Source organism: Arthrobacter sp. JDC6 (assembly GCF_056484025.1).
This window is the reverse complement of record NZ_CM151278.1, coordinates 3,107,600-3,127,779: the sequence shown is the minus strand read 5'-3', so window position 1 is coordinate 3,127,779 and position 20,180 is coordinate 3,107,600. Positions and strand designations below refer to the sequence as shown.

Sequence of the window (20,180 nt, the reverse complement as noted above, 5' to 3'; positions counted from 1 at the left end):
CCCGGCTGCCGTTATCAATAGCGGCGGCGGTACACGGGATCCAAGGTCTCCGGAGCCACGCCGAGCATCTCGGCCGTGTGTTCCACCACCACATCGTGGACCAGGTCCTGGAGCTCTTCCACGCTGGAGCAGGCCTGCTCCACAACCCGCCGGTACACCGTAATCATGGGCCCGTCATCACCGGAAGCGGGTGTGTAGGAACCCATCGGCGGCGTGGCGGCATGGGCGGCCAGCTGCTCAAGGTCCGGCGGGATCTCGTCCACACCAAAGCGCACGCCGTCCAGTGTTTTGCCCCAAATATCGTGCAGCCGCTGGGCTGAATCCAGCACCATGTCGTCAAAGCGGTCGGCACGCGTCCGGTATCCGGGGTGCGTGGGCAGCATCACCTCACCGCGAAGGCCACGCCCGTGGCGGTTCCGGCGCCGCCTGATGAAGCTCCTGCCGGCAGTCTCCACGCCCGTTGCCGTGCTGGCATCCGGGTCAGCCAACCGGACCGAAAAGCCTGATTCATGGTTCGATGACTGCATACATCGACTCTAAACCCGGGGGAGGATTTACGCGATACATCCCTGTGGTTGCGGAGACGCGTCGGCCCGTGCGCCAATGCGCGGTTTTTGCGCAGCCAAGGGGTAGTCTGTGATGTCGTGGGAGCTATCCGTCAGTGTTCAAGGTCAGCCTGCCGCCAGTCGGCGGTAGCCACCCTGACGTACGTGTATGCAGACTCCACCGCAGTCCTGGGTCCGCTGGCCACGTATGCGGAGCCGCACTGCTACGACCTCTGCGAGCAACACGCTGACTCGTTGACCGTTCCCCGCGGCTGGGAAGTGCTGCGCCTGGCCATGCCGTCGACCCCCCAGCAGCCAGGGCCGGATGACCTTTTGGCGCTCGCCAACGCCGTACGGGACGCCGCTGCCCTCCCCCCGGAACCCCAGCCAAGCGCCCAGCGCGGCCACCATTCCGCCCTTGAAGCTCCTGCGGGCGCCGAAGGGGTACGCCGGGGGCACCTGCGCGTCCTCCGGGAACCTTCCTGACCTCCATCTGGCGGTACGCTGGAAGCTGCACATCTTTCCGCTACCGGCGCGAGCGCGCCCGCCAGGGAGCATGAACAAATGCCTAAGATCAGTCCCGAGCTGTTGTCCGTCCTGCGTTGCCCCGTGACCGGCTCGCCGCTGGTCCAGGAGGGCGAAGAACTGGTGGCCACTGCCGCCGGGGATACGGGGATCAGGAACCGGTACGCCATCGAAGACGGGATCCCGCTGCTGTTGCCTCCGGAACTGCTGGCTGCAGCAGCATCGGCAGGTTCGGACCAGCACGATCACGCCGCGGCAGGGCTCTAGTTCACCTGTATCCGCCCGCACAGAAACAGCAGAACGGGGACTGGACCAGGACCCGGACCAAGCAAAGGACCACCCATGACTTTTGACTACAAAGTTGCCGACATCTCCCTGGCGGAAGCCGGCCGCCACCAGATCCGCCTGGCGGAGCACGAAATGCCCGGCCTGATGTCCCTCCGCGAGGAGTTCGGCCCCACCCAGCCGCTCAAGGGTGCCCGGATCGCCGGTTCCCTGCACATGACGGTGCAGACCGCGGTGCTGATCGAGACCCTTACCGCGCTGGGCGCCGAGGTCCGCTGGGCCTCCTGCAACATCTTCTCCACCCAGGACGAGGCCGCCGCGGCCGTGGTGGTGGGCAAGGGTACCGTTGAGGACCCCAAGGGAGTACCCGTGTTCGCCTGGAAGGGCGAGACCCTTGAGGAATACTGGTGGACCGCCGAGCAGATCCTCACCTGGCCCGGCGCCGACTCCAACCCCGAGCTGGGTCCGAACATGATCCTGGACGACGGCGGCGACGCCACCATGCTGGTCCACAAGGGTGTCGAGTTCGAGGCCATCGGCAACGTGCCGTCCGCCGATGCCGAGGATTCCGAGGAATACGGCATCTTCCTGGACGTGCTGCGCCGCTCGCTTGCCGCGGACCCGCAGAAGTGGACCCGAACGGCAGCCACGATCAGGGGCGTCAGCGAGGAGACCACTACCGGTGTCCACCGCCTCTACCAACTGGCTGACCAGGGCAAGCTGCTCTTCCCGGCCATCAACGTCAACGACTCCGTCACCAAGAGCAAGTTCGACAACAAGTACGGCATCCGCCACTCGCTGCCCGACGGCATCAACCGGGCCACGGATGTGCTCATGGGCGGAAAGGTCGCTGTCGTCTGCGGTTACGGCGACGTGGGCAAGGGCGCGGCCGAGGCGCTGCGCGGCCAGGGTTCACGCGTCATTGTCACCGAGATCGACCCCATCTGCGCGCTGCAGGCGGCCATGGACGGCTACCAGGTGGCCAAGCTGGAATCCGTCCTGGCCCAGGGCGACATCTTCATTACCACCACGGGCAACAAAGATGTCATCATGGCCGAGCACATGACCGGCATGAAGAACAAGGCCATTGTGGGCAACATCGGCCACTTCGACAACGAAATCGACATCGCCGGTCTGGCCCGCATCCCCGGCGTCAAAAAGGTCGAAATCAAGCCCCAGGTCCACGAATGGGTCTTTGAGGAAGGCACGGCGGCGGAGCGCTCCATTATCGTCCTGTCCGAGGGCCGCCTGCTCAACCTTGGCAACGCAACCGGCCATCCGTCTTTCGTGATGAGCAACTCGTTCGCAAACCAAACCATTGCGCAGATCGAGCTGTGGACCAAGCGGGACCAGCACGAGTATGAGAACAAGGTCTACGTGCTGCCCAAGGTCCTGGACGAAAAGGTGGCCCGGCTGCACCTGGACGCCCTGGGCGTTGAACTTACGGAACTGACCAAGGACCAGGCGGAATACCTGGACATCGACGTCGCCGGTCCGTACAAGCCCGAGCACTATCGTTACTGAGACGTAAGGGCCCGGGCGCCATCGAGCGCCCGGGCCGTTATTTTCTGCACCTAGGATCGAAACATGGAGCCTGATGTAAAGCCCCGCCGGCGGGGGACTGCCAAGAAAATCCTTGCCGTGGCAGCCGTGTGTGTCCTGGCTGCCCTGGGCGGGGTTTTCGCCGCCGTCGCCCCGGGCCTTGCCGGCGGCCCGCTTGAATCCGAAGCAGGCTCCGCACTGCGGACATCGCCGGGCATCGCTTCCCCCGTTGTTCCGCCCGTGACTTTCGACGCGGCGCCGGCCAACGGTGCAAAGCAGGTGAACCCTGCGGCCCCGGTGTCCCTGAAAGTGGGCAACGGGACCATCCAGCGCGTCACGCTCGCCAGTACGGCGGGGAAGACCATTGATGGCAGCATCGATGCCAGTGGGACGGCGTGGTCCGCCACCGGGCCCCTGGAATTCAACACCGAGTACAGCTACACCTACGTGGTCAAGGACGCCGCCGGACGCGAGACCAGCACCACGCAGTCCTTCAACACGGTGACAAGCTCCCACGAGGCCGACGCCGCCGTCTACCCGCTGAACGGCATGAAGGTGGGCGTGGGGCAGCCCCTGCAGATCATCTTCAGCGAACCCGTGACCAACCGCGCCGCCGTGGAAAAGGCCATCAAGATCACCACGACGGCGGGACAGGCCGGAGCATTCCATTGGTACAGCGACACCATGGTCCGGTACCGCCCGGAGAACTTCTGGGCAGCGAACTCCACCGTCACCATGGACATGCAGCTCTTCGGGGTTGACCTGGGCAACGGCCAAATCGCGAACTTCAACAAAAAGGTGAATGTCTCGATCGGAGACAAGAAGGTGGCCGTCGCCGATGCCACCGCGCATACCTTCACGCTCAGCGTCAACGACCAGCCCGTCAAGACCCTGCCCGTCAGCATGGGGGATAAGCGCTTCCCCTCGGCAAAGGGATATGCAGTGCTCATGGAGAAGAACCGCTTTGACCACTTCAGGGCGGCAAGCATCGGGCTGAAGCCCGACGATCCTGCCTACTACGGTGAGGCCGACGTCGAATACACCATCCGCCTCACCCTGAGCGGCGCCTACATCCACCAGGCCCTTGAATCGGCCTTTCCATACATCGGGAACGCCAACGTGTCCCACGGGTGCATCGGCTTCCTGCCCGACGGAGCGGCGTGGGTGTTCGACAACATGGGAACCGGCGACGTGGTCCAGATCATCAACACCGAGGGTGACTACGCGGCGAATACCGACGGGTTCGGCGACTGGAATATCCCGTGGAGCGAATACGACAACTAGGTCAGGTGGAGAACGGCAGACGCTGCAGCCGTTCCCCGATCTCCGTGTTCCGCCGGTGTGACAGCGACAGCCTGGTGAACTCCCTCTGCCGCCGTTCAGCCACGACGGCGGCCAGATAGTCATCGGCGCCCGTGCCCGGAGGCGGGGGCGGAGCGACGTGTGCGGACAGTTCAGCGGCGATGGCCTGCGCCATGCCCGCCCGGGACAGCGGTGCCATCCGGCCTGCCTGGCGGATGAACTGGGCGGCCCTGCGGGCTGTGGCATCCGGAATACGGCCAATATCCGCCGCTGCAGCCCACGACTGCAGATGGGGTGGAACAAAGACCCGGAGGGCCTGGTCCGCAGGTACCCGGCTGCGGACAGCATAGGTGCCTGCGAGCAGGTCGCCGAGCCGCCTGGACTTGTCGTTGAAGAGCGCCACGGCGAGGGCAAGGCCGCCGAACGTCAGATAGATCTCAAGGAACCCGGTCAGGCCGCGGATCACCGCATGCCGGAACCGGATGGCGCCGCCGTCCTCACGGACCACCCGCAGGCCCGTGGCCAGCTTCCCCAGCGACCGGCCCCGGCTCAGGGTCTCGACGGCCACGGGCACCACCACCAGGCAGAACACGACGGCGGCCAGGCCCAGGGCCCGCGCGGCTGCCCCGTCGAGGTCCGCGCCTGCGGCCGACAGGCCAATCATGACCAGCACCAGCAGGACTACGTGGACGATTGCGTCGATAAACAGGCCCAGGGCCCGGGCGGCGAAGCTCGCCGGCCGGAGCTCCAGCATCACTGCCTCGCCGGTGATTATCGGGCTCACACTGCATCCCCGCCCTTCGCATCTGGTGGTTCGAACGATCACATGGTGCAGACGGTCAAATTCTAATGCCGGGCGCTAGGCTGTAGCCGTGGACATGGATGCCTTCGCCGCCGTCAATGCGGACAAGTGGGCGCGCCTGCGTAAGCTTGCCGGCAAGGGCAGGCTCACCGGAGCCGAAGCCGACGAATTGCTGGCGCTGTACCAGTCCACGTCCGGCCACCTGTCGCTGGTCCGTTCCATGGCGCCGGAAAGCGGACTCTCCGCGTCCCTCTCGGCCACGCTGGCCCAGGCACGGACCCGCTTCACCGGCGCCCGCTCGAATGCCTTGGCTGACCTTGCACGGTTCTTCGTCGTGGCCCTGCCGGCGGCCCTGTACCGGCTGACCTGGCTGACCCTGGCCTGCGGCACCGCTTTCGTGCTCATCGCTGCCGCGTACGCCATCTGGATCGGGACGTCCCCCGAAGCCCTCCGGGCCGTGGCCTCGGAAGCCGCTGCCGCCCAGTACGTGAACGAGGACTTCGTCAAGTACTACTCGGAGAACCCGGCAGCGTCCTTTGCCGGTGCCGTCTGGACCAACAATGCCTGGATCAGCGCACAGGCCGTGGCCCTGGGGATCACCGGTGTGTGGGTGCCAATGATCCTGTTCAGCAATGCCCAGGGAGTGGGCATTGCAGCGGGCATCTTCGCGTCTGCCGGCAAGTCCGACGTCTTCTTCAGCTACATCCTGCCGCACGGGCTCATGGAGCTCACCGCCGTCTTCGTTGCCTCCGCAGCGGGCCTTCGGGTCTTCTGGGCAATGGTCGCACCCGGACCACGGACCAGGGGCCGCGCCGTCGCGGAAGAGGGCAGGTCACTGATTACGGTGGCCCTGGGGCTCGTGGTGGTGCTGTTCGTCTCAGGCCTGGTGGAAGGGTTCGTCACCCCCAGTCCGCTGCCGGCCTGGGCCAGGATCGGAATCGGGGTGGCGGTTCTCAGCGCGTATTGGGTCTACGTCCTGGTGTGGGGCAGGCGCGCCTGCCTTGCAGGGGAGCGCGGCGACCTCCGCCGCGAGGATGCCGGCTACACGGAAATCGCTGCCTGAATCGTTGTAATCCTGCCGGGGTGGTTCCTCGCCCGGCGGAACTTCCGGACGGTAGGCTCGACTGCAGAATGAATCGCACCGGCTGACTGGGACCGGTGCGGAACCCAACGGAAGTGACGCTGCTGTGAATGACGAGACACCGGCCCGCGCCAAAAGCGCCACGCCGCAGCCGGAGCCGTTCCTGGACACGTCCGGGGACTCCGACGAGCCCGCATTTTCCTGGCTGACGCCCGCTGCCGGGGACAAACCGGCCGGGAACGAACCGGCCGGGGACAAACCTGCCGCTGGCAAGCCAGGCGGAGAAAAGCCTGCCGGCGACAAGCCCGGCATCAATAGGGCCGGCCCCGACGAGCCCGGCGTTCACGCCGGCCGGAACCAGGCAGCGGCAGGAAGCAAGGCCGCCCAGCCAGGAAGCCGGGCCGACCGCAAGGCCGCGGAAGCCGCCGTCGGATCCTCCGCCAACGGCTCCTCCACCGCCGGAGCCCCAGCTGCCGCCTCCCGCATGCCCGCGGAGCACACTTCCACTGCGGGCTCCGCCGCGGCCGGGCCCGGCACCGGTTCGCCGGTCTTCAAGGAACCCCTTCCCACGTCAGCACTGCACGTCCGTCCCCCCGAGGAGGAAGTGGAGCGCCGCAACGCCCAGCGCGAAAGCGCCGCGAACGCCAAACCCGTGGCACCGCGTGTCATGCAGGTTTTGCTGGCCATCATCTACCCGGTAATCCTGCTGATCCTGGCCGTCCGGGCCGTGACCAGCCCGCTTTTTCTCTGGGTGGAGTACAACCGTCCCGGGTTCCCCGGTGACGGATACGGCTTCAACACCGACGACAGAATGACGTACGGCTCCTATGCGGTGGACTACCTGAGCAACTGGGCGGGCCCCAGGTACCTGGGCGATCTGGTGCACCGCGGCGGCGAAAAGCTCTTCAAGGACGGCGAAGTCAGCCACATGGCCGACGTCAAGGTTGTCATCCTGTCCACCTTTGGTGCCGGTGCACTGCTGCTCCTCCTGGCGCTGACCGCCATCCTGTACCTGCGCAAACGCAGCACCGGCGGGACCCGGCGCGGCCTCTTCGCCGGTTCCATCATCACGCTGGCACTGATCCTGGGCCTCGGCACGCTGGCGGCCCTGGGCTGGCAGCAGTTCTTCACCGAATTCCACCGGGTCTTCTTCGCCGCCGGATCCTGGACCTTCAGCCTGGATGACACCCTGATCCGGCTGTTCCCCAGCCAGTTCTGGATCGACGCCGGCATCGCCATCGCGGGCCTGGTGCTCCTGGCATCCATTGTGACGATGGTCCTCACCTGGCCCACGCGACGCCGCCGCGGTATTGCGCAGCAGGCAAAGCCGGCCAGGGCGGATCAGGACGAGGCGGACCGGGACAAGGCGGGGCCGGCCACGGCGGATCAGCCGTAGATTCCGGCAATCTCCGCCTGAAACTCCTGGACCACTGCGGAACGCTTCAGCTTCAGGGACGGCGTGAGGTGCCCGGACTCGACGCTGAACTCGGCGTCCAGAAGCCTGAACGTGCGCACCGATTCGGCTTTGGACACCATCCGGTTGGCCAGGTCCACTGCCTCCTGCACCGCAGCCAGGACGGCCGGATCGTTCGCGGCTTCGCTGAGGGGGAGGGGAGGAAGGCCCCGTTCGGACCGCCAGTTGGCAACGCCCTCCGGGTCCAGGGTCAGCAGGGCTGACACGAACGGTTTGCCGTCGCCCACCACCACGGCGTGGGCCACCAGTTGGTGGCTGCGGATCTTCTCCTCCAGCGGCCCGGGCGCCACGTTCTTGCCGCCGGCCGTGACCAGGAGGTCCTTTTTGCGTCCCGTGACGGTAAGGAAACCGTCCTTGTCGAGTTCACCGAGGTCTCCGGTACGGAAGAATCCGTCCACGAACGCCTCGGCGTTAGCCTCCGGATTGGAATGGTAGCCCCGGAAAACACCGATTCCCTTGACCAGGATTTCGCCGTCTTCGGCCACCCGGATGGTGGTGCCCGGGATGGGAATGCCCACCGTTCCCACTTTGGTGCGGGAAGGCGTATTCGCGGTGCATGGCGCCGTGGTCTCGGTCAGCCCATACCCCTCCAGGACGGGAATGCCTACGCCACGGAAGAAATGGGCGTCCTCGGAAGCCAGGGGACTGGCCCCGGACACGGTGTATCCCACCTCGCCACCCATCGCCTGGCGCAGCCGCGGGTAGAACAGCCGGTCATAGATCCCGTGCCTGATCCGGCTCAACAGGCCCGGGCCAGGCCCCTCGCCGCGGCTGTGCCGGTCCTGTTCGCGTGAGTACTCGATGGCGGCAGCCGCTGCGGCGTCGAAGAGCCTGCCCTTGCCTGCCACAGCGGCCTTGTGGGCGGCCGTGGCCCTGACCTTTTCGAAGATGCGCGGCACCACCAGCAGGAAGGTGGGGCGGAACGTGCCGAGGTCTTCGAGGAGCTGGGCGGCCCCGGGGGTATGCCCCAGCGTTGCCCCTGCGGCAAGGCACACCACCTGGACGGCGCGGGCCAGCACGTGGGCCAGCGGCAGGAACATCAGGGTGCGGGCCTGGTCCTCCTGCAGGATCTCGGGCAGGAACGCAACGATGTTCTTGGCCACCAGGGCAAAATTCCCGTGCGTGATCTCGCACCCTTTGGGCTTGCCCGTGGTGCCCGATGTGTACACCAGGGAGGCGAGGTCGGCCAACCCCGCGCGGCTGCGGTGCCGCTCCAGTTCAGCATCACTGACTCCGGTGCCCGCAGCGGCGAGGCTGGCAAGGTCCGGGGCCTCGCCGTCGTAATCCATCCGCACCACGTTGACCAGGCGGTCGCTGAGCTCGGCGCAACCGGCCACCACTCCGCTGACCAGCTGCACCGTGGCCCGGTCACCGGCGAAGACGCGGCGGACCCCTGCGTCCTGGATGATCCACTCCACCTGGCTGGCCGAGGACGTTTCGTAGATGGGCACCGTCACACCGCCGGCGAACCAGATGGCGAAGTCCACCAGGGTCCATTCGTACGAGGTGGGCGACATCACGGCCACCGTGTCGCCGGGCTCCAGGCCCCCGGCGATGAGCCCCTTGGCCAGGGCGCTGACGTCCTGGAGGAATTTTTGCGCGGGGATATCCACCCAGCCGTTGGGGCCCTTCCGCCGGTACAGGGCGTGGGCCGGGTTGGCGGCGTGCTGCTCCAGCAGCAGGTCAGTCACGTTGCTGTTGGCCTCAAGCTCAACCAGCAGTTCCGTGCTCGCTTCTCTCACAGCAGGTCTCCGTTTCCGCTGCCATGCCGCGGCAGCGGCTCCTTCAGGTCTCTGTTGCCATCCTGCCCTAGATCCAGGATGGCATCCACATCCGGACCTTCCAGTCGACGTACGGGATGACCTCGCCGGTCCAGATCGGGTAGAAAAACGCCGACAGCAGGAGCGCCGCCGCCAGGAACAGGACCACCAGATACATGCCGGAGCGACGGCGCCACGGCGGATCCGTGGCCCGGCCCAGGACCAGCCCCAGGCAGTACACCAGGGCCAGGACCAGGAACGGCTCAAAGGACACCGCGTAGAAGTAGAACATGGTCCGCTCCGGATACATGAACCATGGCAGGTAGCCCGCGCCCACCCCGGCCAGCACTGCCCCGGCGCGCCAGTCCCGGCGTCCCACCCACCAGAACAGCAGGACCACCAGCGAGATGGCTGCTGCCCACCAGATCAGCGGGTTACCGACGGACAGGATGGCGGAGGTGCACTTTTCCACGTCACAGCCCGGGGTGCCCTGGGGCGGGGATTCATAGAAGAACGACGTCGGCCGTCCCATCACCAGCCAGCTCCAGGCGCTGGCCTGGTAGGGGTGCTCGGAGCTCAGGCCCTGGTGGAACTTGTACGCTTCCAGGTGGTAGTGGACAAGGGACCGGACGGAGTCGGGCAGCCAGCCCCATTCCGCTGACGGGTTGCTCTCCGCCCAGTGACGGTAGTAGGCATTGGCCGAAAGGAACCAGCCGGTCCAGGTGGCCGAGTAGACAATGGCTGCGACGGGCACGGTGGCCGCGAAGGCGGGAATTCCGTCCCGGATCACGCCGCCGCTGATCCAGCCGCGGATGCCCGCCACCCGCCGGGCGTTGAGGTCCCACAGCACGGTCAGGAGGCCAAAGCCCGCCAGGAAGAACAGGCCGGACCACTTGGTGCCCACGGCCAGGCCCAGGCAGACCCCCGCGGCCACCCGCCACCAGCGCACGCCCAGCCACGGTCCGGCCAGCAGCGCCCGGGCCGGGGGCTGTCCGCCGTTCGTGGCGGCGGCATGGGCAAGCCGGGCCGCCAGGCGACGGCGCCCGTCGTCGCGGTCCATCAGCAGGGCGCCGAACGCGGCAAGGATCCAGAACGTGAGGAAAATGTCCAGCAAGGACGTCCTGGACATCACCAGGTGGTGGCCGTCGACGGCGAGGAGCAGCCCCGCGGCACCCGCGAGCGGAAGCGAGTGGAACAGTTTCAGGGCGATCAAGGACACCAGCAGCACCGTGAGGGTGCCGGTGAGGGCTGCGGTGAAGCGCCAGCCAAAGGGATTCTCCGGCCCGAACAGCCACATCCCGGCCGCGATCATCCACTTGCCCACCGGTGGATGGACGACGTATTCGGGAGTGTTCAGCAGGACGTCCGGATTGCCGGCATTAAAGGAATCATTTGCCTTGTCCGGCCAACTGCGCTCATAGCCGCTCATGAGGTAGGAGTAGGCGTCCTTGACGTAGTACGTCTCGTCGAACACCAGCTTGTGCGGCACTTCCAGGCGGATGAACCGGAGGAGGCCGCCGGCCACCGCCGTCAGGACCGGGACCAGGACGAACCACAGCCGGAGCGACGGCGGATAATCCCGCCAGGACATGCCGGTACCAATGAGCCTTGCCCGCAGTGCCTCCACCGTGAACGCCTCATCAGGCCGGCTGATCCAGGGGCGGGCGGCCTTGCCGCCGGGTGCCGTCCCGGTTGCCCCGGCTTCGGCCGGGGATCCCGCGGCGTTGGGTTTCCCGGGCCCCGTGGGCCGCGTCGAGGTCTGCGTCACGAGCCCCATGCTACCTTTTGCGGCTGCGGAGACCCGGCGGCAGTAGGCTTGGTGGGTGGACCCGAACCCCAGCCCCCTTTCCGAACCCGGCCCTGCGACCGCGGGACGAATCGTCCTTGCCGCCACTCCCATCGGGAACACCGGAGACGCCTCGGCCCGCCTCGTGGAACTGCTGGGCACTGCAGACATTGTGGCCGCTGAGGACACGCGGCGCCTCCACCGTCTGGTCCAAAGCCTGGGCATTGACGTGGCGGGCCGCGTCATCAGCTACCACGAGCACAATGAGGCCACCAGGACCGCTGAGCTCCTTGACCACGTGCGCTCCGGCAGCACGCTCCTGATGGTCACTGACGCCGGGATGCCGTCGGTATCCGACCCCGGCTTCCGGCTGGTGGAAGGCGCCATTGCGGCGGGACTTCCCGTCACCGCGGTTCCCGGACCGTCCGCGGTCCTCACGGCCCTTGCGTTGTCGGGCCTGCCCACGGACCGGTTCTGTTTTGAGGGATTCCTTCCCCGCAAGGCCGGCGAACGGGCCTCCCGCCTGGCGGACCTTGCCGGGGAGCGGCGCACCATGGTGTTCTTCGAGGCGCCGCACCGGCTCGAAGCCATGCTGCGTGCGCTGCGCGAGAGGTTCGGGCCGGACCGGCCCATCGCAGTCTGCAGGGAACTGACGAAAACGTACGAGGAAGTCATCCGCGGCACTGTTGGCGAACTGCTCCAGTGGGCCGAGGACACGGAGGTCCGCGGCGAGATCGCCGTGGTGCTCGGCGGGGCTCCTGAGCAGGCGGCCGGCACCCCGGAGGACCATGTGGCTGCCGTCAATGAGCTGGTGTCCCAGGGCATCCGGCTCAAGGAGGCCGTCGCCGCCGTCGCCGAAGACGCCCGGGTCAGCAAGAGGGAGCTCTACTCGGCCGTCCTGGCGGCCCGCTAGCCGGGCCACGGTCCGCTTTCGGCGCCTGTGCAGGTGCACAGCGAAGCCGCGATTCCGCAGTGCGCATCGGCGTAGACCATAGCCATGCCCCGCAGTAGTCTGGCTGTTAATCAGCCCCATGATCCCGGTCACTCCGGCCGCGGCGATGGGCTGCCACAACCCTACTGACGAGGGAGTCATCGTGACTGTCACTGCACAGCCGGCCGTTTCCGCCGAGCGCGAAACCCGGCTTTTGGCCTCCGTTCCCACCGGGCTGCTCATCAATGGTGAGTGGCGCGACGCCGCCTCAGGCAAGACGTTCGACGTCGAGGATCCCGCCACCGGGAAGGTGCTGCTGAGCATTGCCGACGCCGGCCCCGAGGATGGTGCGGCAGCCCTCGATGCTGCCGCGGCTGCCCAGGAATCCTGGGCAAAGGTGCCGCCGCGCGAACGCGGGGAGATCCTGCGCCGGGCCTTCGACCTGGTCACCGAACGTGCAGAAGACTTCGCCCTCCTGATGACCCTGGAAATGGGCAAGCCGCTGGCCGAGGCCCGCGGCGAAGTAACCTATGGCGCCGAGTTCCTGCGCTGGTTTTCCGAGGAAGCAGTCCGGGCCTTCGGCCGGTACTCGGTCTCGCCGGACGGCAAGTCCCGGCTCCTGGTCACCAAGAAGCCGGTGGGCCCCTGCCTGCTGATCACCCCGTGGAACTTCCCGCTGGCCATGGCCACCCGCAAGATCGCCCCGGCCGTCGCCGCCGGCTGCACCATGGTATTGAAGTCGGCCAACCTGACGCCCCTGACCTCCCAGCTGTTCGCTGCCGTGATGCAGGAGGCCGGGCTGCCTGCCGGTGTCCTGAACGTCATCCCCACCTCAACGGCCGGTGCCACCACCGGGCCGCTGATCAAGGATTCGCGCCTGCGCAAGCTGTCGTTCACCGGTTCCACCGAGGTGGGACGCCGGCTGCTGGCCGATGCGTCCGAAACCGTGCTGCGGACCTCCATGGAACTGGGCGGCAACGCCCCGTTCCTGGTCTTTGAGGACGCTGACCTGGACGCGGCCGTTACCGGCGCCATGCTGGCCAAGCTGCGGAACATGGGCGAGGCGTGCACCGCAGCCAACCGCTTCATCGTGCACGAGTCCGTAGCCGGGGAGTTCGCGGAGAAGTTCGCCGCGAAGATGAAGGACATGACCACCGCCCGCGGCACCGAGCCCGAGTCCAAGGTGGGGCCGCTGATCGACGCCAAGAGCCGGGACAAAGTCCACGAACTGGTCTCCGACGCCGTCGCCTCCGGCGCGAAGGCCGTCCTGGGCGGCGCACCGGTAGAGGGACCGGGCTACTTCTACCAGCCCACCATCCTCTCCGGCGTCACCGAAGGCACCCGGATCCTCTCCGAGGAAATCTTTGGCCCCGTCGCTCCGATCATCACCTTCTCCACCGAGGACGAAGCCGTCCGCCTGGCCAACAACACCGAATATGGGCTGGTGGCCTACGTCTTCACCAAGGACCTCAACCGCGGCATCCGGATGGGCGAGAAACTCGAAACCGGCATGCTCGGCCTGAACGCCGGCGTCATCTCCAACGCCGCGGCGCCCTTCGGCGGCGTGAAGCAGTCGGGCCTGGGACGCGAAGGCGGCCTCGAAGGCATCGAGGAATACCTTTACACCCAGTACATCGGCATCGCCGACCCCTACGCCGGCTAGTTCCGGAAGTTTCGCAGCGTACAAGTGCCGGCCGGGGTTTCCCCGGCCGGCACCTGCCGTTCAGCCCTGCCCGGCCCCGCGGCGGCCGTCGGCCGCCCCCGCCTTGGAACGCCGTCCTGCCGACGGATGCCCGGGCGCCCCGGGGCGTAGGCGCGCTGCAGCGTGAAGTGCTGTGCGGATGATCCTGCCGGCCGCAATGAACGGCATCCTGAGCAGCTGGCCCAGCCGGCGGGTGACCGACGGCGGAAGCCATGCCGCCGTCAAACGCCTGGGCAGGGTGGCGTTTGCCCGAAGGGACGCTTCCACGGCCGCAACCCCGGCTGCAATGTCGCCTTCGGTCGGGTCGGGGCCGGAGCCTGGGGAACCAGTGCCGCCCGGGCGGCCGTACCGGTAATGTTCGAACGCCGAGGTAAAGCGCGACACTGCCCCGTGCGCCTCCTGGTCCATGCCTCCGGGCTCACCCAGCAGTTCAGCCCGGAACCGGGATGAATATGCCCTGGGCGTCTCGCTGTCCGCGGGGGGCAGGCCGTAGTCGGCGCCAAGATCCTTGATCTCATTCCATGCCGACGGTACGGCCAGGTCCGGTCGCCTTGGACGCAGCCGCCGTGACCTGATACCCCTCCGAACCAGGTGGGGGGCGGCCACCAGGAGAAGCAAGCCCACCAATGCGGCTGCACCAAGGAACCAGGGGGTCAATTGCGCGGAGTCGCCTGTGCTGCTGCCGGCGCCGGGGACGGCCTGGGCAGTGGTGCTGGGGGATGGGGCGGGAACCGGGGCCGTGTCGGGGATGAGGCCGTCGTTGTTGCCCAGGGAATCCGCGACCGAAGGCGCTGAGGCCTCGGTTGCGTAGTCCGGGACCACCCCCCGCGACGGCGTCGGCTCGAACGGTACCCAGCCCAGGCCCTGGAAGTACAATTCCGGCCAGGCGTGGGCGTCGCGCGCATCTGCCTCATACTCCGGGAGGGCGCCTTGGCCGGACACAGAGACCGTCGCCCCGGTCAGCCTGCCGGGGGCATAGCCCACGGCGATCCTGCTGGGGATTCCGTCCAGGCGGGCCATCACCGCCATCGCCGATGCGTAATGGATGCAGTAACCGCTCTTCTGCTGCAGGAAGTCAGCAAGGACGGAAAGGCCGTTACCGTCATAGCCGCCCTGCACCGGGGACTGCAGTGAATATGTGAACTCGGACGAGCGCAGGTACTTCTGGATGGCCAGGGCCTTCTGGTACGGCGTCCCCGCACCCCCGGCAACGGTCTGTGCCGTGGTTTTGACGATGTCCGGGACGTTGCCCGGGATGCGGGTGAAAATGTCGGGGATGCCCCGTGCGGGCCCTGAGGACTGGGCCAGGAGCGCCGCGGAAAGCTTGGGCACCGCGGAGGTCACCACGTACTCCTGCCGCCGGGTGGTGGTGTCAGTGCCCTTGATGCTCAGCGTGGCCGGATCCCAGGTCCACTGTCCGCCCAGTCCGCGGACGGTCTCGGGCGCATAGGGCGCCGGCAGGTAGGGACTGGTGAAGGACCCGGTGTCGATGGCTGTCACCAGCCGCACCTGCTCATCGGTCAGGACCGGATACCCGGGGTCGATCCGGCCGTCAAGGGGCACCCTGGAGGCGGTGCGGTCGTCCGGTCCCCACGAATCGCCGTCGAAATTGTCCACGGTGACCGATCGCAGGTAGAGGGGGTTGGGTGACGTGGTGGCGTAGGTGATCCTGCCGCTTCCGTCCGGTGTGCGAAGGCTGTTGCCCAGGGTGATCATCGGATTCAGGCCCGTGGCGGCACCCCACGGATTCAGCCGTGAACCCTGCGGGAACGTGCCTGTGTCGAAGCCGGGAATCGCCAGGGGCAGCACCAGGGTGGCTGCCAGCGCCACGGAGCCCGTCAGCACGGCCCTGCGCACCAGGCCGGGGCTTCGGGCCGAGCCGCCCTGCAACCTCCCGTCCGGGGCAAACCATTGGCTGCAGGCGAGGATCAGCAGGTAGCCCGCCACGGTGGCAACGAAACTCCATACCCCCACGCTCTGCGGTTTGATCATGGCCGGAACCACCAGCAGCGCAAGCAGGCCTGTGCCGGAGGCGGCCGGCATCCCGAGCGGAACCGCGAGTGCATCGACCAGGATGACCGCCAGGCCAAGCACGGCACAGACCACCATGACGATCCCGGCGTTGGGCGCCACTGGGGCAGTCTCTGCCAGGACAGTCTCGCTGGCCCGCCGGATCAGCCGGTCCAGGTCCGGGAGCGTGGCACCTGTAGGGACAACCCACAGGAAACTGGAGCCGCGGAAGAACGTCAACGTCAGGACGGCGCCCAGTGCCACGAATCCGCCTGCGGTGACCAGCAGGGGCTGGGCCCGGACGGAACGCAGCGCGGCAAGCGTGAATGCCACCACCAGCACGGTGGTCATCACCGGCCAGTACCAGTTCCACCCCCGCAGGACACCGTTCAAGGACAGGGCAGCGCCGCAGACGGCCACGGTGATGGATCCCCCCATGGCCCACGGGTAGGCGCCGGCGCGCAGGCGTCCCGCAGGCACTTCATGCTGTGCCTGTGCCTCGTGGCCAGCACCCGTTGGCCGGGCCGGCGCCATGGTCATGTGGCCACCCCTGCTCCCCGCCGGACCTCTGCCGCCGTAACCACCGGCAGGGCCGGGTCCTGGTCGAACTGGCGCCACGCGGCGGCAAGCTGCGTCGCGGGCGCCACGGCCACCGCCCGCCAGCCGCCCTGCCGCAGCACTTCCAGGACATCCTGGGACTCCATGGGACGTTCCACGGCCAGGATGGCGAACGCGTTGGTGCCGTACGAAGCGGCAGGGGCCAATGCTGCGGCTTCCTCCCTGGTGATGCGACCCAGGACAGCGATCAGTGGCCCGCGCATCCGATGGGCGGACAGCTTGTCCATCAAGTGGTCGTCAAAGGCCGGCAGTCCCTGCTCCGGGCTTCCCTGTGTCCGCACTTTCGGGGCGCCCGGGCGCGGCGCGTTCCTGGCCATGACACCCCGCTGCATGACACCCCGCTGCACATCGTCCCCGCGAGTGCTGTCCCGGTGAGTGCTTTCCCGGCGGGGGTGGGGCGCCCCGGACAGGTGGATGGCGGCAAGGCTTTCGGCAATGGACTGCAGGCCGGATGATCCGCTGAATTCTTCCACCGCCGGTTCCGGGGACGAGGGGGAGTGGAGGAACGCCGGTTCCCCGCCCGTGTCCAGCGCCCGAAGGCTGTAGTTGCGCTCGGCAAGGTGTGCGCTGACGGACATGGTGGCAACAACAGCCCACTCGAAGGTGTCGCTGGTGGCCGGCGCATGCCCCTCCGGCACGGGCAGGCCCGGCATCGACGTGCCGGAGCCCCCGCCGAACGCACTGGCCCGATGGTCCAGGATGATGGTGGCTTCCGGCGTGGTCACGGACTCCTCCTGCCTGACCATCAAGGACCCATGCCGTGCCGTGGCAGGCCAATGGACCCGTCGCATCGGGTCACCGTGGCGGTATTCCCGGGTCATGATGTCGTCGTCGCTCGGGTTTGCCCGGACACGGGTGGCGGTGACGCCGTCGTTCCCCCGCGCTCCCGCCAGCCCGGCGGCAGGCAGGACGACGGCTGCCGGCGTCACGGTGAGGATGTCGCCGTCGTCAATCGCCTGCCGGTGCAGGGAGAGGCCGAAAGGGTCGGTGAACTCGGCCGTGACCGGGCCGATCCTGAACTGCCCCCGGTACCTGGACGTGAGGTGGTATTCGTAGCGGCTTGTGCCGCCGGTGGCCGAACGGGACGGGAACCGGAAGGACGGCGCGTGGGCGAAGTGCGCCGGCAGCCGCTCCTCCATGGCAACCCGTCCGCTGCCCGGGCCCGTCCTGGCCACGGCAAGGTGGACCGTCGCCGGGGCGGAGGTTTCCACAGGGGAGGGATTGAATTCGCGGTAGACGCGGAAGCGCGGCTTGACCAGCCTGACGCCGGCAAGGGAGACGAGCGGCAGGACCAGCAGCAAGATGGCAAGTGTCAGGAGGTCCCGGCGCCCCATGACCTGGGCCGCGGCCAGCGTGAAGGCCCCGGCTGCGAGCATGCCCCAGCCGCGCCTGGTGAACAGGTGCCGCGGAAGCTTATCCAGCAGGGCCATGGTCCGTGCCTAGCGGTTCCTGCTGCCGGCGGCGGCCGCGGCCCGGTTGGGCTGCCCCGGCTGGGCCTGTGGCACGGGCAGCCTGGACAGGATGCCCCGCAGGACGCTGTGGGGTGTCTCGCCTGCGCCCGCCGCCTTCCGGTCCAGGATGATGCGGTGCGCCAGGACGGCCTCGGCCACGTCCCGCACGTCGTCCGGCAGGACGAAGTCGCGGCCCTCCAGGGCGGCTGTGGCCTTGGCGGCACGCAGCAGCTGCAGCATGGAACGGGGACTGGCGCCGAGCCGCAGCAGCGGGCTTTCCCTGGTGGCCCTGCCCACTGCCACCGTATATTCCTTCACGGCGTCTGAGACATAGACCTGCTGGACAGTGGCGGTCATGGCCGCGACGTCGGACGCGGTGACCACGGGGGAGACATTGGCCAGCGGCGAGACCGCCTGGTGGGTTTCGAGCATCTCGATCTCTGCGGCCTTGTCCGGGTAGCCCATGGAAATCCGGGCCATGAACCGGTCCCGCTGGGCCTCCGGCAGCGGATAGGTGCCTTCCATTTCAATGGGGTTCTGGGTTGCGACCACCATGAACGGCTCATCGAGCTTGTAGGACGTGCCGTCCACGGTGACCTGATGCTCCTCCATGCACTCCAGCAGGGCGGACTGGGTCTTGGCGGATGCGCGGTTGATTTCATCACCGATAACGATGTTGGCGAAGACCGCACCCGGCCGGAACTCGAACAGCCTTGAGGCCTGGTTGTAGATGGACACCCCGGTGACATCCGAGGGCAGCAGGTCCGGGGTGAACTGGATGCGGTTGACCGTGCAGTCGATGGTCCGGGCGAGGGTCTTTGCGAGCAGGGTTTTCCCGACGCCGGGCACGTCCTCGAGCAGCAGGTGGCCTTGTGCGAGGAGTACGGTGAGCGCCAGCTTGGCGGCATCGGACTTGCCGTCGATGACGGTATTGACCGTGGTGAGGATGCGCTGCGCCGCGGCGTGGAAGGACACCGGGTCCATGGCCGCAGGCCGGTGCCCGTTCAGGTGGCTGACGGAATCAGCGACGCCGGCCAGGTTAAGGTTCGGTGCGCTTCCATTGTTGGCAGTGCGTCGGTGGGGTTCCATCGGCAACCTTTCAGCCCGGGTTTCACCTGGACGGGACAGCAAGCCTGCCTTCGCCCCTTGGTGGGCGTGCGCGTGTGTTCGTTCCAGACTACTAACACAACTGCCGTGCCTGACAGAGAGTTCCGGCAAATATGGGGGTACCTTTCGGCCGATAGTCTGGGTGGATGTGCAATTCGTCAATTCCCGCCGCTTACCGGGTACCTGCAGACGAGGAGACTCCGGACCAGGCCGCCGGCCGCCGGAAGGATTTTCCGCCCGCACCGGAGCCCCTGCCGGTACCAGTCATGGACAACCACACCCACCTGGACTTCCCGGACGGAAAGGGGCCGGTGGGGATCAAGGCTGCGCTGGATGCAGCGGCGGCCGTGGGAGTCCAGGGCGCCGTGCAGGTGGGCTGCGACCTCGAATCCTCACGGTTCACGGTGGAGGCGGTGGACCGGGACGAACGGCTCCTGGGCGCCGTGGCCCTGCACCCCAACGACGCGCCGCATTATGCTGCCCGCGGTGAACTGGAAGCGGCCCTTGCCGAAATCGAACGCCTGGCGGCGCATCCCCGGATCCGGGCCATCGGCGAAACCGGACTGGACTTCTACCGCACCGAGGGAGAGGGGCTGCGGCACCAGGAGTACTCGTTCCGGCGGCATATCGACATTGCCAAACGCCTGGACCTCACCCTCCAGATCCATGACCGGGACGCGCACAGCGACGTGGTGCGCGTCCTTCAGGAAGAGGGCGCGCCGGACAGGGTGGTGTTCCATTGCTTCTCCGGTGGCGAGGACCTGGCCAAAACCTGTAACGACCAGGGCTGGTGGATGTCCTTTGCCGGCACGCTGACGTTCAGGAACGCCACGAATCTGCGCGCCGCGCTCGCCGTCGCGGACCGGCAGCTCATCATGGTGGAAACGGACGCTCCATTCCTGACCCCGCACCCGCACAGGGGGCGTCCCAACGCGAGCTACACGGTCCCGTACACCGTGCGGGCCATGGCAGAATTGACAGGCTCCGACCTGGCCGGCCTGTGCAGCGCAATCAGCGAAAATACCGTACGGGCATACGGATCCTGGGCCTGACACTCCTTCCCCTGCCGGCTGCTAAATGCATATCTGGTATGCAAAAATGTTGGCCACTTTATAACGCTACGGTTACAGTGGGAAACTATTAGCCGGGGTCGGGGAAGGCCAACGGGTAATTTCACTTCATTCGCAGCCGGCCCGGCTTGTCCAGTATCCGGCCATGCCGCTGCGCGGAGTGTGGCGGCGCACCGGTGCCCGGACTGT

Annotated in this window: 16 protein-coding genes; 9 read left to right on the top strand and 7 right to left on the bottom strand. The window is 67.3% G+C overall.

Going from position 1 to position 20,180, the window contains the following annotated elements; all coding sequences use genetic code 11:
- Positions 1 to 14 precede the first annotated feature (14 nt).
- Positions 15 to 527, bottom strand: coding sequence for a metallopeptidase family protein (locus ACV095_RS14460; RefSeq protein WP_478222136.1), 513 nt, complete (start codon positions 525 to 527; stop codon positions 15 to 17).
- Positions 528 to 644: 117 nt separating this feature from the next.
- Here ACV095_RS14460 and ACV095_RS14455 point away from each other — a divergent pair, with 117 nt between their 5' ends.
- The 4 genes from ACV095_RS14455 (at position 645) to ACV095_RS14440 (ending at position 4,181) form a co-directional block, all read left to right on the top strand.
- Entirely contained in the window at positions 645 to 1,031 is a 387-nt protein-coding gene (locus ACV095_RS14455; protein ID WP_478222135.1) for a DUF3499 domain-containing protein, read from the top strand.
- Between the two features lie 78 nt (positions 1,032 to 1,109).
- Positions 1,110 to 1,337: a Trm112 family protein gene (locus tag ACV095_RS14450; protein ID WP_018770151.1), complete on the top strand. Its 228-nt coding sequence runs from the start codon at positions 1,110 to 1,112 to the stop codon at positions 1,335 to 1,337.
- A 75-nt stretch (positions 1,338 to 1,412) separates the two neighbouring features.
- Entirely contained in the window at positions 1,413 to 2,879 is a 1,467-nt protein-coding gene (gene ahcY, locus ACV095_RS14445; RefSeq protein ID WP_056393496.1) for an adenosylhomocysteinase, read from the top strand.
- A 63-nt stretch (positions 2,880 to 2,942) separates the two neighbouring features.
- A complete protein-coding gene (locus tag ACV095_RS14440) occupies positions 2,943 to 4,181 on the top strand; it encodes a L,D-transpeptidase (RefSeq protein WP_134164538.1) in 1,239 nt (412 codons plus the stop codon).
- Position 4,182: 1 nt separating this feature from the next.
- Here ACV095_RS14440 and ACV095_RS14435 read toward each other — a convergent pair whose 3' ends face one another.
- Positions 4,183 to 4,983, bottom strand: a complete 801-nt coding sequence (locus tag ACV095_RS14435) for an RDD family protein (RefSeq protein WP_478222134.1) — start codon at positions 4,981 to 4,983, stop codon at positions 4,183 to 4,185.
- A gap of 88 nt (positions 4,984 to 5,071) precedes the next feature.
- Here ACV095_RS14435 and ACV095_RS14430 point away from each other — a divergent pair, with 88 nt between their 5' ends.
- Positions 5,072 to 6,064: a stage II sporulation protein M gene (locus tag ACV095_RS14430; RefSeq protein WP_478222133.1), complete on the top strand. Its 993-nt coding sequence runs from the start codon at positions 5,072 to 5,074 to the stop codon at positions 6,062 to 6,064.
- Positions 6,065 to 6,188: 124 nt separating this feature from the next.
- Complete coding sequence (locus ACV095_RS14425) at positions 6,189 to 7,478, top strand: TIGR01906 family membrane protein (protein WP_478222132.1); 1,290 nt, start codon at positions 6,189 to 6,191, stop codon at positions 7,476 to 7,478.
- Here the strand turns inward: ACV095_RS14425 and ACV095_RS14420 are convergent.
- Together ACV095_RS14420 and ACV095_RS14415 are read right to left on the bottom strand one after the other, a co-directional pair.
- Positions 7,469 to 9,298, bottom strand: a complete 1,830-nt coding sequence (locus ACV095_RS14420) for an AMP-dependent synthetase/ligase (protein WP_478222131.1) — start codon at positions 9,296 to 9,298, stop codon at positions 7,469 to 7,471. The two genes, ACV095_RS14425 and ACV095_RS14420, sit on opposite strands and share 10 nt — an antisense overlap.
- A gap of 67 nt (positions 9,299 to 9,365) precedes the next feature.
- Positions 9,366 to 11,093, bottom strand: a complete 1,728-nt coding sequence (locus ACV095_RS14415; protein WP_478222130.1) for a dolichyl-phosphate-mannose--protein mannosyltransferase — start codon at positions 11,091 to 11,093, stop codon at positions 9,366 to 9,368.
- A gap of 46 nt (positions 11,094 to 11,139) precedes the next feature.
- Here ACV095_RS14415 and rsmI point away from each other — a divergent pair, with 46 nt between their 5' ends.
- Both rsmI and ACV095_RS14405 read left to right on the top strand, forming a co-directional pair.
- A complete protein-coding gene (gene rsmI / locus ACV095_RS14410) occupies positions 11,140 to 12,015 on the top strand; it encodes a 16S rRNA (cytidine(1402)-2'-O)-methyltransferase (protein ID WP_478222129.1) in 876 nt (291 codons plus the stop codon).
- Positions 12,016 to 12,196: 181 nt separating this feature from the next.
- Positions 12,197 to 13,696, top strand: a complete 1,500-nt coding sequence (locus tag ACV095_RS14405; RefSeq protein ID WP_478222128.1) for an NAD-dependent succinate-semialdehyde dehydrogenase — start codon at positions 12,197 to 12,199, stop codon at positions 13,694 to 13,696.
- 60 nt (positions 13,697 to 13,756) lie between these two features.
- On the opposite strand, the gene ACV095_RS14400 is transcribed toward ACV095_RS14405, so the two are convergent.
- Genes ACV095_RS14400 through ACV095_RS14390 form a run of 3 tightly spaced genes read right to left on the bottom strand, consistent with a single transcriptional unit; the run spans position 13,757 to position 18,903 of the window.
- The gene (locus ACV095_RS14400) at positions 13,757 to 16,285 is read right to left on the bottom strand and encodes a transglutaminase TgpA family protein (protein WP_478222127.1); all 2,529 of its coding nucleotides are present in this window, start codon (positions 16,283 to 16,285) and stop codon (positions 13,757 to 13,759) included.
- A complete protein-coding gene (locus tag ACV095_RS14395) occupies positions 16,282 to 17,793 on the bottom strand; it encodes a DUF58 domain-containing protein (RefSeq protein WP_478222126.1) in 1,512 nt (503 codons plus the stop codon). Before ACV095_RS14395 ends, ACV095_RS14400 begins: the two co-directional genes overlap by 4 nt.
- A 9-nt stretch (positions 17,794 to 17,802) precedes the next feature.
- Positions 17,803 to 18,903, bottom strand: a complete 1,101-nt coding sequence (locus tag ACV095_RS14390; RefSeq protein WP_018770139.1) for an AAA family ATPase — start codon at positions 18,901 to 18,903, stop codon at positions 17,803 to 17,805.
- A gap of 164 nt (positions 18,904 to 19,067) precedes the next feature.
- Between ACV095_RS14390 and ACV095_RS14385 the strand changes: the two genes are divergently transcribed.
- Positions 19,068 to 19,973: a TatD family hydrolase gene (locus ACV095_RS14385; protein WP_478222125.1), complete on the top strand. Its 906-nt coding sequence runs from the start codon at positions 19,068 to 19,070 to the stop codon at positions 19,971 to 19,973.
- Positions 19,974 to 20,180: the final 207 nt, after the last annotated feature.